At 59.9% G+C, this 13,128-nt stretch carries 9 protein-coding genes; 4 read left to right on the top strand and 5 right to left on the bottom strand.

Translation table 11 applies throughout. The features are described from left to right. Positions 1-22: 22 nt before the first annotated feature. The 5 genes from mrdA to ACM6IV_RS24735 form a co-directional block, all read right to left on the bottom strand. Positions 23-1,918, bottom strand: coding sequence for a penicillin-binding protein 2 (gene mrdA / locus ACM6IV_RS24755; RefSeq protein ID WP_414872036.1), 1,896 nt, complete (start codon positions 1,916-1,918; stop codon positions 23-25). Between the two features lie 10 nt (positions 1,919-1,928). Continuing rightward, the gene (gene rlmH / locus ACM6IV_RS24750; RefSeq protein WP_009051038.1) at positions 1,929-2,396 is read right to left on the bottom strand and encodes a 23S rRNA (pseudouridine(1915)-N(3))-methyltransferase RlmH; all 468 of its coding nucleotides are present in this window, start codon (positions 2,394-2,396) and stop codon (positions 1,929-1,931) included. Positions 2,397-2,405: 9 nt separating this feature from the next. Next, positions 2,406-2,900, bottom strand: a complete 495-nt coding sequence (gene rsfS, locus ACM6IV_RS24745; RefSeq protein WP_008087903.1) for a ribosome silencing factor — start codon at positions 2,898-2,900, stop codon at positions 2,406-2,408. A 72-nt stretch (positions 2,901-2,972) separates the two neighbouring features. Further along, positions 2,973-3,695: a nicotinate-nucleotide adenylyltransferase gene (gene nadD / locus ACM6IV_RS24740; protein ID WP_414872035.1), complete on the bottom strand. Its 723-nt coding sequence runs from the start codon at positions 3,693-3,695 to the stop codon at positions 2,973-2,975. Further along, complete coding sequence (locus ACM6IV_RS24735; RefSeq protein ID WP_414872034.1) at positions 3,664-4,935, bottom strand: glutamate-5-semialdehyde dehydrogenase; 1,272 nt, start codon at positions 4,933-4,935, stop codon at positions 3,664-3,666. Before ACM6IV_RS24735 ends, nadD begins: the two co-directional genes overlap by 32 nt. A 177-nt stretch (positions 4,936-5,112) precedes the next feature. On the opposite strand from ACM6IV_RS24735, the gene ACM6IV_RS24730 reads away from it, so the two are divergent. The 4 genes from ACM6IV_RS24730 (at position 5,113) to ACM6IV_RS24715 (ending at position 13,095) form a co-directional block, all read left to right on the top strand. After that, positions 5,113-5,808 carry a DNA-3-methyladenine glycosylase gene (locus ACM6IV_RS24730; RefSeq protein ID WP_414872033.1) on the top strand — a complete coding sequence of 232 codons (696 nt, stop codon included), beginning with the start codon at positions 5,113-5,115 and terminating at the stop codon, positions 5,806-5,808. Positions 5,809-5,874: 66 nt separating this feature from the next. Further along, on the top strand, positions 5,875-7,191 hold the full coding sequence (locus ACM6IV_RS24725; RefSeq protein WP_414872032.1) for a bifunctional DedA family/phosphatase PAP2 family protein: 1,317 nt from the start codon (positions 5,875-5,877) through the stop codon (positions 7,189-7,191). 272 nt (positions 7,192-7,463) lie between these two features. Further along, positions 7,464-9,569 carry a hypothetical protein gene (locus ACM6IV_RS24720; RefSeq protein WP_414872031.1) on the top strand — a complete coding sequence of 702 codons (2,106 nt, stop codon included), beginning with the start codon at positions 7,464-7,466 and terminating at the stop codon, positions 9,567-9,569. 49 nt (positions 9,570-9,618) lie between these two features. Continuing rightward, a complete protein-coding gene (locus ACM6IV_RS24715) occupies positions 9,619-13,095 on the top strand; it encodes a calcium-binding protein (RefSeq protein WP_414872030.1) in 3,477 nt (1,158 codons plus the stop codon). Positions 13,096-13,128: the final 33 nt, after the last annotated feature.

Here is a 13,128-nt window from a genome sequence, read left to right as displayed (position 1 = left end):
ACTGGAGAGCATGCGATCAAAGTTATTCATCACGGGCCGTAGCCTCCGCACTGATTGGGCTGGCGTATTCGGCCTTCAAACGTCCGTCCTGATCGAGCAGCCAGGCGTCCATGACCTGACGCACCACGGGCGCGGCAACGCCGGAACCGGATTCACCGTTCTCGACCATCACCGATACGACGATGCGCGGATCATCTGCCGGGGCAAAACCGACGAACAAGGCGTGGTCGCGGTGGCGCTCCTGGACCTTGGAGCGGTCGTACTTCTCACCCTGCTTGATCGCCACCACCTGCGCGGTACCCGACTTACCGGCGATGCGATATTGCGCGCCGATCGCCGCTTTGCGCGCGGTACCGCGAGCACCGTGCATTACCTGCTGCATGCCGTGGTTGACCTTGGTCCAGTCCGACGGATCACGCAGAACGATGTCCGGCATCGGATTCTCGTCCACCGGTTTCACCCCTTCGAGGGATTTGGCCAGGTGCGGACGGTTCCACACGCCTTTGTTGGCGACCAGTGCCGTGGCTTGCGCCAACTGCAGCGGGGTCGATTGCATGTAGCCCTGGCCGATCCCGAGGATCAGGGTTTCACCGGGGAACCACGCTTGTTTGCGCGTCGCCCGCTTCCATTCACGGGACGGCATCAGGCCGGGGGATTCTTCGAACATGTCCAGCGAGACCTTCTGGCCGATGCCGAACTTGTTCATGTAGGCCGACAACCGATCGATGCCGAGCTTGTGGGCCAGGTCATAGAAGTAGGTGTCGTTGGAACGCATGATCGCCGTGTCGAGATCGACGAAGCCGTCACCGGTGCGGTTCCAGTTACGGTACTTGTGATCGTAGTTGGGCAGCATGTAATAGCCCGGGTCGAACACCCGGCTCGATGCCGTCACGACACCGGAATCGAGACCGGCAATCGCCACCGCCGGTTTGATCGTCGAACCCGGCGGGTACAGACCGCGCAGCACCCGGTTGAACAATGGCCGGTCGATGGAATCACGCAATTCGGCATAAGCCTTGAAGCTGATCCCGGTGACAAACAGGTTAGGATCGAAGCTTGGCTGACTGACCATCGCCAGCACTTCGCCAGTCTTCGGATCCAGCGCCACCACCGCGCCGCGTCGCCCGCCCAACGCTGCCTCGGCGGCCTCCTGCAACTTGATGTCGAGGCTCAGGACGATGTCCTTGCCGGGAATCGGATCGGTGCGCTTGAGCACACGCAGAACGCGGCCACGGGCGTTGGTCTCGACTTCCTCGTAACCGACCTGACCGTGCAATTCCGGCTCGTAGAAACGCTCGATGCCGGTTTTGCCGATGTGATGGGTGCCGCTGTAGTTGACCGGATCGAGGCTCTTCAGCTCTTTCTCGTTGATCCGCCCCATGTAACCGACCGAGTGCGCAAAATGCGCGCCCTGCGGATAGTGACGGACCAATTGCGCGACCACTTCCACGCCGGGCAGGCGGAACTGGTTCACCGCGATCCGGGCGATCTGCTCTTCACTCAACTCGAACAGGATCGGCACCGGCTCGAACGGCCGACGGCCCTGACGCATGCGCTTCTCGAAAATCACCCGATCCTCGGGCGTCAGCTCCAGCACTTCGACGATCACGTCGAGCACTTGCTGCCAGTCGCCGGAACGCTCGCGGGTCATGCTCAGGCTGAAGCTTGGCCGGTTGTCCGCGACCACCACGCCATTGCGGTCGAAAATCAACCCGCGGGTCGGTGGAATCGGCTGCACATGGACGCGGTTGTTTTCCGAAAGTGTCGAGTGGTACTCGTACTGGATCACCTGCAAGTAATACAGCCGCGCGATCAACACACCGATCAGCAGCATGATCGCAATGGCCCCGAACACGACGCGGCTGCGCACCAGGCGTGCGTCCTTTTCGTGGTCCTTGATGCGGATCGGCTGAGACATGGGGGCTGGCTTACTTGTGGTAAGGGTGACCGGACAACACGGTCCAGGCACGGTACAACTGTTCGCCGATCAGGATCCGCACCAGCGGGTGCGGCAACGTCAGCGGCGACAACGACCAGCGCTGATCGGCACGGGCGCAGACTTCCGGCGCCAGCCCTTCCGGGCCACCCACCATGAAGTTGACCGTGCGCGAATCCAGCCGCCAGCGGTCGAGCTCGACCGCCAGTTGCTCGGTGCTCCAGGGTTTGCCGTGGACTTCCAGCGTGACGATCCGCTCGTTCTGCCCGACCTTGGCCAGCATGGCTTCGCCTTCCTGGCGGATGAATCGGGCCACGTCGGCATTTTTGCCACGGGTGTTGAGCGGTATTTCCACCAGTTCCAGCGCCAGCTCGGACGGAAGACGCTTGGCATATTCATGCCAGCCTTCTTCCACCCACTTGGGCATGCGTGAACCGACGGCGATCAGGCGCAGTCGCACAGCAATCCCTTACAGCTGGTCTTTGTTGAGCTTGGTGAAGTGCTCGTGGGTGTTTTCCGGGCTGTGGTGCTTGGCGTCGGCCGCACGGCTCTGCTCGGCACCGGCCCACAGGCGCTCCAGGTCGTAGAACTGGCGTGCCGAGGCAGTCATCATGTGCACGATCACCAGGTCCAGGTCGAGCAGCACCCAGTCGCTGTCGCCCTTGCCTTCTTCGCCCAGCGGCTTGGCGCCCTGTTTTTTGACTTCTTCGCGAACCTTGTCGAGCATCGCGTTGATCTGGCGGTTGGAGGTACCGGTGGCGATGATCATGTAGTCAGTGATGCTCTGCTTGTCGCGAACATCGATGATCTGGATGTCTTGCGCCTTGACGTCTTCCAGAGCGGCTACGGCGATCTTGACCAGCTCGTCGCCTTTCAGCGGTTCGTTGGTGTTGACCGGCTCAGGCAGCGGGGCGCTCTTGAATGTGCCTTTGCGCTTTACTTTGGTTTGGTCTTTGTCAGTCATATAAAACTCGTTTTGCTCATATATTCGGCGGCTTGGCGACACGTGGATTCGTATCAGTGAAGCACGCCTTGTTCAGTTCGACGCACGGTACAGACCGTGCGCATCGATGTAGGCCAGGACCGCGTCGGGCACCAGGAAACGTACCGACTTACCGCTGGCCAGCAGTTGACGGATCTGGGTGGCGGAAACCGCGAGCGGTGTCTGCCAGACGAATGCAATCTGTCCGCTCGGCCCTTTCAGGGCCAGCGGGTCGCTCACCGAACGCGCTGCCAGCAGGTTGCGCAAGGCATCCGGCGGTTCGCTGTCGGCGTCCGGGCGCTGTAGCACCAGGATGTGGCAATGCTGGAGCAACTCTTCCCAGCGATGCCAAGTGGGCAGGCCGCAAAATGCGTCCCAGCCCAAAAGCAGAAAAACCTGGGTCTCGGCGGGCATTTCAGCGCGCATCGACTCCAGGGTATCAATGGTCCAGGACGGCTTGTCCCGCTGCAGTTCGCGGGCGTCCACCACCAGCGGCGGCATGCCGGCCACCGCACACTCGACCATCGCCAGCCGATCCTGCGCCGACACCTGCGGCGCCCCGCGATGGGGCGGGCGCGCATTCGGCATCAGGCGCAACTCGTCAAGCGCCAGCGCTTCGGCGACTTCCAGCCCACCGCGCAAATGGCCGATGTGCACCGGGTCGAACGTACCGCCCAGGACGCCGATGCGTTTAGGGCGGGACTCGCTGCCGGTTTGCGGCGCTGTCAGGTCGAGGTCGGTCAAGTCAGACCGTCGCCTGGCCGCGCAACTGGCCATCACCGACCACGATGTACTTCTCGCAGGTCAGCCCTTCGAGGCCCACCGGGCCGCGGGCGTGCAGCTTATCAGTAGAAATGCCGATCTCGGCACCCAATCCGTATTCAAATCCATCGGCAAAGCACGTCGGCGTGTTGATCATCACCGACGCCGAATCGACTTCCGCCACGAAACGACGAGTGTCAGCGAGGTTTTCGCTGACGATCGAGTCGGTGTGATGAGAGCCATAATGGTTGATGTGTTCAATGGCCTGATCCAGACCGTCGACCACGCGAATCGACAGGATCGGCGCCAGGTATTCGGTGCTCCAGTCGTCTTCGCTGGCGACAACGGCGTCAATGATTGCCCGGGTGCGCTCGCAACCTCGCAACTCGACGCCTTTTTCGCGGAACTGCGCGGCCATCGCCGGCAGGAAATCCCTGGCAACAGTCTGGTCGACCAGCAACGTCTCCATCGCACCGCAAATTCCGTAGCGATAAGTCTTGGCATTGAAGGCAATGCGCTGGGCTTTCGGCAAATCGGCATGGGCACTGACATAGACGTGGCAGATGCCGTCCAGGTGCTTGATCACCGGCACACGGGCATCGCGACTGATACGTTCGATCAGGCCACGACCACCGCGCGGCACGATCACATCGACGTACTCGGGCATGGTGATCATCGCGCCAACGGCGGCCCGGTCAGTGGTTTCGACCACTTGCACCACGGCGGCCGGCAGTTCGGCTTCGGCCAGACCGCGCTGAATGCACGCGGCAATTGCCCGGTTGGAATGAATCGCCTCGGAGCCGCCGCGCAGGATAGTCGCGTTGCCGGACTTCAGGCACAGGCTCGCGGCATCGATGGTCACGTTGGGGCGGGATTCATAGATGATCCCGATCACGCCCAGCGGCACACGCATCTTGCCGACCTGAATGCCCGACGGGCGGAAGCTCATGTCACGGATCGCTCCGACCGGATCCGGCAGTGCAGCGACCTGACGCAAACCGACGATCATGCCGTCGATGCGTGCCGGGGTCAGTTCCAGACGTTCCAGCAAGGCTGGCTCCAGACCATTGGCGCGACCGGCGGCCAGATCCTGTTCATTGGCTGCGGCGAGCTCGGCACGGGCGGCGTCCAGGGCATTGGCAGCAGCCTGCAAGGCGCGGTTTTTCTGCGCGGTGCTGGCACGGCCGATGACCCGGGAAGCTTCGCGGGCGGCGCGACCCAATCGGGTCATGTAGTCAAGAACGGACTCAGTCATGGTCTGCTGGGGTCTTGGCAAAGAGGAAAGCGGCAGATTATAGCTGTCGCGTCCCGGGACTAACAGCGGTGACGGGCGGATGGTCGAAATGAACGCGGATTCGCCGGTGTTCAGGCCCAATTAAGCCTTCCGTTGTTATCATCACGACCTCCTGAGTCTGGATAAACGTTGCCTGCCATGTCCAACCTGACCGTTCGCAACCGCACCGAACGCCTGCCGCTGGGGCTGCCGGACGCTTTTTTCGACCGAGATGCGCAAGTACTCGCGCAGGATCTGCTCGGCAAAGTCATTCGTCACCGGGTCGGCGATCTGTGGCTGAGCGCGCGAATCATCGAAACCGAAGCCTATTACTGCGCCGAAAAAGGCAGCCACGCCTCGTTGGGCTACACAGAAAAGCGTAAGGCTTTGTTTCTGGATGGCGGCCACATCTATATGTATTACGCCCGGGGCGGCGATTCGCTGAATTTCAGTGCGCAGGGTCCGGGCAATGCGGTACTGATCAAATCTGCCTATCCGTGGGTCGATGAAATCAGCGGGCAGGCGAGTCTGGCGCAAATGCTGTTGAACAATCCCGACGCTCAGGGACGTGCGCGTCCTTCGCAAAAGCTCTGCGCCGGGCAAACCTTGCTGTGCAAAGCGTTGGGATTGAAAGTGCCAGTGTGGGACGCCAAGCGTTTCGATCATGAAGTCCTTCTGGTGGAAGACACCGGGCCGGCACCTTCGCACATCATTCAAACCACCCGACTGGGCATTCCCCATGGCCGTGACGAGCACCTGATGTACCGTTTTGTCGACGCAGCCTATGCGCAGTGGTGCACGCGGAACCCGCTGCGACGCGGTCAGGTCGAAGGCCGGGATTATTTTCTGCTGTAAACACAAACCTGTGCAGCCTTTGGCAACTCCTGCACAGGGATCATCAATGGTTTGGAGTTTTTCTGTATGGGCCCATGGCTCGATAGCGTGACCGGGTGGCTGGCGGCCAATCCGCAGTGGCTGGCTGTTGCGGTGTTCATTGTTGCCTTCGTGGAATGCCTGGCAATTGCCGGCCTGATCGTGCCGGGCACCGTGCTGTTGTTTGCCGTCGCCGTTCTGGCTGGCAGCGGCGCTCTGTCGCTGAGCGAAACCCTGTTGCTGGGTTTCCTTGGCGGGATTCTCGGCGATGCTGTTTCGTATTTCCTCGGCCGCCACTTCCACCAGAACATTCGGCGTCTGCCGGGGCTGCGGCATCATCCGGAATGGATGGCCGGCGCCGAGTCGTATTTCCAGCGCTACGGCATTGCCAGCCTGCTGGTCGGCCGCTTCATCGGGCCACTGCGACCGATGCTGCCCATGGTCGCCGGTATGTGCGACATGCCCTTCCCGCGCTTCGCCGCTGTCAGCCTGCTGGCCGCCGCCGGCTGGAGTCTGGCCTATCTGCTGCCGGGCTGGGCCACCGGCGCGGCCTTCCGCCTGCCATTGCCTGAAGGCTTCTGGCTGGAAGCCGGGATTGTTGCCGGCAGCATCGCTGTCATGGTCGGGCTCAGCGTCAACAGCAGCCTGCGCCGCCACCGTCGGGCGACGATCTGGATCAGCAGCATGAGCCTGCTGATTCTGATTGGCCTGTTCGTAGGCTATCCGTACCTGACAGCGCTCGATCAAGGCGTCATGACGCTGGTGCAGGAACATCGCCAGCCCATGCTGGATGAAATCGCGGTCACGCTGACTCTGATCGGCGAGTTCCGCAACATGCTGCTGTTCAGCGTCCTGCTGACCGGCCTGTTGCTGCTGTGCCGGCAATGGCGCCAGGCAATCTTCGCCGGCGGCACGCTGTTGATCACTGCACTGGCCAACACCGGGACCAAATACTTCTTTGCCCGGGTGCGCCCGGAAGTGCTGAGCGATCCACTGACCACTTACAGCATGCCCAGTGGCCATGCCTCAGGTTCTTTCGCCCTGTTTCTGACCCTGGCCGTGCTGGCGGGGCGCGGACAACCACCGCGCATGCGCCTGACCTGGTTGTTGATCGCCTGTATTCCGGCACTGTCCATCGCCCTGTCACGGGTCTATCTGGGAGCTCATTGGCCAACTGACGTATTGGCCGGCGCCATGCTCGCCGCCTGTGTCTGCGCCGCCACATTGTGGCTGAGCCAGCGCAAGACCCCGCTCAATCCCATGCCATTCAAGATCTGGTGGTTGATCCTGCCAGCGATGGTGGCGCTGTTCGGCTTTTTCGTGCTGCGGCATCTGCCCCATACACTGTTGCGTTACGCCTATTGAACGAGCCGATATACAAGCCTTATTCCTTTCGCGCTGCTCTTTTAGGAAATCTCCGACATGAGCAGCGCTGTTCCCTTATCAAAATTTACTTACCCAAGGGAAAACTTCTTATTGCCAAAACTGCAACTTCCTACACTTCAAACTAAAAACAATAGAAGTTACACATCATTTAGAAACCGCCACAACAACGCCTTCCATAACTCGAAAAACCGGTTAGATTAAATTCAAACCCATTGAAACCCGCCGACACTTGCTCAACACAGTGAACATGCTTGCACTTGCCTGCCAGACAAAAACTTCACTTACACATCGAGGGTTTCAATACATCAACTGATTTCGAGAGTTTCATGAGTCCAAAAACACCCCGCAAACCTTCCCTGCCCTCAACACAACAACCTGATGCGAACGCATTCCCACCGCAGCGAATCGATACCTCCCTCCCCCCAGGCGGGCCTTCGACTTTCCGCTTACTAGGTTTCCCAGGTGGCCAGGAACCCGTGCACAACACTGGCGGCCATCCGAACCTGACTAACACCCCGCCTGCCGTTGTCGTCCAGGCCATACCGGTTCCACGATCGCCGCATCTCGCCCGGGATAAATCGCCAGACACTTATTGGCTGCGCGATGAATTTCTGCGCGGAATGAAACCGGCAGAGGACGACGGCTTTCGCTGGATCGTCGGACGGCAGTTTGTCGACGTCGAACATGAAGGCCGTTTACGCACCACCCATGTCGGCCAGGATGCCGCCGGCGTTTATCGCTGCAAGTTGCTCGCCGAGCGAACAGCGTCCGGCTCGGTGCTTTACAGGAACGAAGGAAGATTGACCTGGCGCCTGACGGAACATCCAGCGCCTGCCATGGCCCCGACAAAACGACCTGCGCCGTCCGCGAGCGATCAACCCGGCGCCGCCCCGGTGGCGAAACGGCCTCGACCCGCCCACCTCGATTCGAATCGCTACAAGGCATCGCTGCGGTCACCGGATGCCCAAGGCTATTACGAACTGACACCCGCATTCGCGGTGAACCCGGCGGTCACGCAATTTGCCTTCAGGGATCAATTCGGCCGGTGGATCCCGGTCGATCCACCCGCTGGCGGATTCGCTGCCCAGCCTGCACATTTGCAGCACTGGACCGATCACGAGATCTGGCAAACGTATGACCTCCACGGTCAGGAACTCGTGCGTTTTCGCGTCGAAGCCCAGGCCAATGGCAAGCGCCCGCAATGGGCGGAACCTGTAGTCACAAACCCACACACAGACTTGCTGCGCGACGCCCTGCGCTGGCTGCAGCCAACCATGAACCTTAAACAGCGCGAGGCATTCCTGCAGTCCTACAACCTGCTGCCCAGTCAATTGACCCGCTTGCAACACGACTTGAAAACCGAGCCGAAAATGCCGCAATGGGCACAGGCACACAAACGGCTGATCGACGACGTCGACAATCCGCAGCGCCTCGAACAGATGAGCCGCGACGCCGTCGAGGCGCTCAACCTCAAGCGCGATGCCCGGCATGACTGGTACAACCCCGAAACCAGCCTGACTGCGCCCGTGCGCGAAGCGCTGCTGAGCCAGCTCGGTTATAGGCGCAACAAGAACAACTGTTTGTACAGAACGGACGTTCCGGCGCTGTTCCGGGGCGATGAACGCACACCGTTCGAACTCGCCAGTGACGGCTTCATGCTGCCGCGATACCAGCACAGCCCCGGGGCGACCACACATAAGCCGATGAGCGCGACCTTCAGCCTCAAAGAAGGAAAGATGTACGCGCGCGCGCCTGATCCTGAGTACTTGCGCTTCAACCGCCAGACCAACAAACACCCGGGAAGAGAGGCTGACGATAGCGCTTCGGGCAGCGATGCCAGCGACACAGAAAGCACCTCGTCGTCCGAATGGTCCGATGCCGCAAGCCCGGTCCCGTGGGATCACGATCGACACTACGCATCAACCCGCACACGGCAGCAGGAAATGTTTTTGTATGTGCTCGACACCCGCCACCTGGAGGTGGTGCCCCATGAAGAAAACATGAGTTTCAATTCCGCGGCCCGCGACACACCCCCCACCTGGTTTCCCGACGATGACTTCGAAGGGCTGATATCGGTCAGCCGCAGCGGTCTGGGTGCCGAGCGCATCTGGCTGCTGAACTCAGCCCTGACCAAAGCAATGAAGATCGATGACATCCGCACTCAGGCAGGCGCCAGTGCAGAGCGCATCGAAGCCGCTACCCATGGCGGACAGCCGAACAAATTCGAATACGACCAGTTGATCGATAACGCCGAAGCCGCTGGCAAGCCTGTACTCAGGCTGTCGGGCAACGGCGACGAGTTCGCCTATGACATCAACTGGCCGGAGCCGCCAAGGCCCACGTCTCAAAATCAGTAACACACCGGTACGGACACCGCCCCTGCACTTTCATTAAAGGATTAATGACATGTCAAAACCTATCGCTGCACCCCCGCACATTGCCAACCTGAGCCCGATTCAGGTCGCCACCATCAGCACCTCGGCCAACCCTCATTCGCCATCGGCCGGCGTTCTCAAGGACGCAACCCCGGCAGACGATGCGGGTGCCCCCTACCGACGCACGCTCAAAGCCCTCGACCAGCATTTCGGCCCCTTGCGCATCGGCGAGGTGATGGCCAGCCGCGTCGAACTTCAGGCTTTGGGCGCGAAGGTCAATGGCCAGCCCATCAATACGGCGAATGCCGGCATGCAACGAGCGGATCAACGCTTTATCGACGGACTGAACTTCAATGCCGACAGGGTGCAGGCGCGCTTGAGATCCGTGGACATCGCAGACAGCGGCGAGGCGGCCATGCTGTTCTACGAAATCGCCTGCAAACGTTCCATCGATGCCACACCGCTGTTCGTCGCCGACACCACCATAGATCCCGGTAGCGCGATGGATCGTCTGAACCAATTGGGCAAAGCCGTGCAGAAGCTGGATATTCACCGCACCGACGCCCTGGAAAATGCCCCGGGCTGGATCAGCAAAAACAAAAGCTATCTGATGAGTGGTGCCGGTGTCGGTATGCAAGCGTTCGGCATCTACAGCGGTTACATAGCGATGATCGATGCGATCAAGCATGGCGACACGCTGGAAGCGGTGTTTCAGGGGGGCTCCATCGCTGCTGAATTCGGCTCATTGATCATCGAACGAGGGCTGACCAAGACCGGCGAAGCGATGCTCAGGAATGGCGGTACCGCACTGAAGTATTTCCCGTTGACCTCGGTGGGCAAATACATGAGCCGCGGTGCCGGAATGTTCGCCAGCGCAATCACCCTGCCCTTCGACATTGCCGATGCGATCAAGTCATTCAATGCCGCCGCGACAGCGCAGGGCAAAGAGGCTCAGGATCACTATGTCAACGGCAGCCTGAGCGTAGCGGGTGCGGGAATCAGCCTGATACTGGGCGTTGCCGCGCTGGCCGGTTTCGGCAGTACCGCAGGACCGGTCGGACTCGTCGCCGCCGGATTGCTCATTGCCGCCTCGATGATCTACCAGGCCGCCAGAGTCGTAGACGACATCGATGACTACATCGAACTGACCTTTGAAGAACGTCTGCGCTCGGGCTGGTTCGCCTTCACCAACAAGGAACTGGACAAGGACGTACTGGATCGTTTCAAGATTGCCAAGGGCTATCGAGACCACCAGCAACAACTCGAATTATCGGCCAAAGACATGCTGGAGGGTGCCTACAAACACTCCATCGAGCACGTGATCAACGGCGCCTTCCAGGTGGAGTTGAAGCCCGTTGAAATCTGGCGCTACCAATGGGACGAAAGCGCTGGCGAACAACCGTTCAAGCTCGACAGCCAGGCAGTGGTTGTCGGCGGTGACGACGTGATTGATGCCGGCGACGGCCTGCCCGCCAGTCTCAACGGCAAAGTTTCCGGCAGTGCCGGGGACAACAAAGGTGTTTTCTGGCGTCTGGGTGATGGCAATGACCGGGTCATCGGGGTTCGGGACAAGCCCAATCTGTTCACCTATCGCGCGGATCACAAGGCACTGACCGGGGGCGACCGCAACGATGCTTTTTATCAGGACATCACCGAGCAGGAATTGAACCGGACCGGCAAACCGGCGCATCTCAATGTGCTGGATGGCGGAGCAGGTTCCGACACGCTGGCCTTCGAAGGCAGCCGTCCGCTCAGCGATACCCGCCAGGTCGGCCACGACATCAGTCTGCACAGCGGCAGGGTGCTGCTGCGAGCCCTCGATCCTGCGGTGAATGCGATTGAGGTCGCGCACCTCACCTCAATCGAAAACGTCTCGACACTGCGCCAGGGCACCAGCCGGATCGAGGGAAACGACGAGCCCAATCAGATTTCCGCCCATGGCTCCGACAGCATCAGCGCGGGCGCCGGCGACGACACGATTGCCCTTTACGGAGTCGACTGTCGGGTGGAAGGCGGCAGCGGCGCAGATCGTTATTACATCGCGAATACCAACGTTCGAACGACCATTGTCGAGGACGGTGAACAATCAAGCCTGATCGAATTCGGCTGGCCCGCGGACATCATTCAGCGCTGGCAGATCCTCGGCACCTCGCTGGTGATCAGGTCATTGCGTGGCGAGGATGGCAACGATCCCGAGCATGTGCTGACGCTGGAAAATGTCTATCAAAGGATCGATGGCAAACGCCAGCTGAAAAATGATCGATTCCGCTTCAAGACCCAGGATGGTTATGAACTGCTGGCGCAGTTGCCTAAGCAGCTGGATGACGTACCAAGTCAGGATATCAAGCCTGCAGTGGTCGTGATCGGCCAACCGGCCCCTGCACCACAGATCGTGAATGGCGGCACAGTGGAGATCGTGGAACAAGGCTTGAAACAACACTTTGTCTGTCGAACCGATCGTCAGGTGGAGTTTGTCGCCCGGCACAACACTGCCAAAACGTCCCGCATTGTTTATCTGGAATTCGACAACACTGAAATCATCGACGTGCAAGTCAGCTATGACGTGCAGGTGCGCGAAGGCGTCTCGGGCAACACCCACCTGTACTACAAGGACTTCACCCTGTCGGTCAGGCTGCCCTCGAAAGTCGTGATGTTCAAAGGCATCGTCCAGCCCATCGCGGCGGCTACCGGCTACAGTGGCAGAAACAGCCTGAAAGTCACTACGCCATACCTGCAGCAAAACATTGTTCTGATCATGCAGGACCAAGTCTCATACCGACTGCAAGTGCCAGAACTGGATTATGAAGACGATGCGAAGAGCCCCGGGCTTCGCGTACGCAGCACTCGCAGTTGCCTCAAACAACGCAACGGCAATTACCGTTTTGTCAGATCGCTGGTCAGCGCAAAGCCATCAATCACGGCACAACCCAGTCGCATCACCATCGACAAGGGTCCGCACACAGGCATTTATGTGCTCGAAGGCCAGAGTTCGACTTACGATGTGCATCTTGCCAGCAACACCATCATTCGCCTTTCGACCCCAGGTGCTACAGCCAAAACCGCGGATGCTTCGACCTGGACGTTGTATACCCGAGCAATGGAAGAAACGGTCACCCGCGACGACATGCAACTGGACGGCAAGCGTTTGCGCATCGCCAGCGTCACGATTGAATTGCCCGAAATCGACAACGACGCGCCGGTGGAATCCATCAGCGTGGCCACTTCGTCCGGCAATATTTATGAAATTTCCCTGCTGTTCGAAGTACTGCAACTTTACGTCATCGATGCCAGCGCCTACGCCAGTGTCGAAGCATTGTTGGCCGAGATCAACGCACATCAACAACGAAACGAACTGGCGACGAGGGTTCATGTAACCCACATCGGCATCAAGGCAAAAACCGTCAGCACAGTGGTTTACAACTCAGTGCACAAGTACTGGAGCCTCGATAGCGATCCGCAGGCGAGAATCAACCCGCAGGATCTGGTCTTTTCAAGCAACAGGACCTGACCGCGACCTGTCCGTCTTCAACAAGGTGCCCGG

The sequence above is a fragment of the Pseudomonas sp. IT-347P genome, assembly GCF_949768005.1.
Taxonomy (GTDB): Bacteria; Pseudomonadota; Gammaproteobacteria; order Pseudomonadales; family Pseudomonadaceae; genus Aquipseudomonas.
Note: the sequence above shows the minus strand (reverse complement) of the source record. Positions and strands in the feature narration are given on the sequence as shown.

What these genes read in the sequence shown, in the direction of transcription:
- mrdA (WP_414872036.1), bottom strand. Translation starts at nt 1,918, where the DNA reads ATGTCTCAGCCGATCCGCATCAAGGACCACGAAAAGGACGCACGCCTG.
- rsfS (WP_008087903.1), bottom strand. Translation starts at nt 2,900, where the DNA reads ATGACTGACAAAGACCAAACCAAAGTAAAGCGCAAAGGCACATTCAAG.
- nadD (WP_414872035.1), bottom strand. Translation starts at nt 3,695, where the DNA reads ATGGCCAGTTGCGCGGCCAGGCGACGGTCTGACTTGACCGACCTCGAC.
- ACM6IV_RS24735 (WP_414872034.1), bottom strand. Translation starts at nt 4,935, where the DNA reads ATGACTGAGTCCGTTCTTGACTACATGACCCGATTGGGTCGCGCCGCC.
- ACM6IV_RS24730 (WP_414872033.1), top strand. Translation starts at nt 5,113, where the DNA reads ATGTCCAACCTGACCGTTCGCAACCGCACCGAACGCCTGCCGCTGGGG.
- ACM6IV_RS24725 (WP_414872032.1), top strand. Translation starts at nt 5,875, where the DNA reads ATGGGCCCATGGCTCGATAGCGTGACCGGGTGGCTGGCGGCCAATCCG.
- ACM6IV_RS24715 (WP_414872030.1), top strand. Translation starts at nt 9,619, where the DNA reads ATGTCAAAACCTATCGCTGCACCCCCGCACATTGCCAACCTGAGCCCG.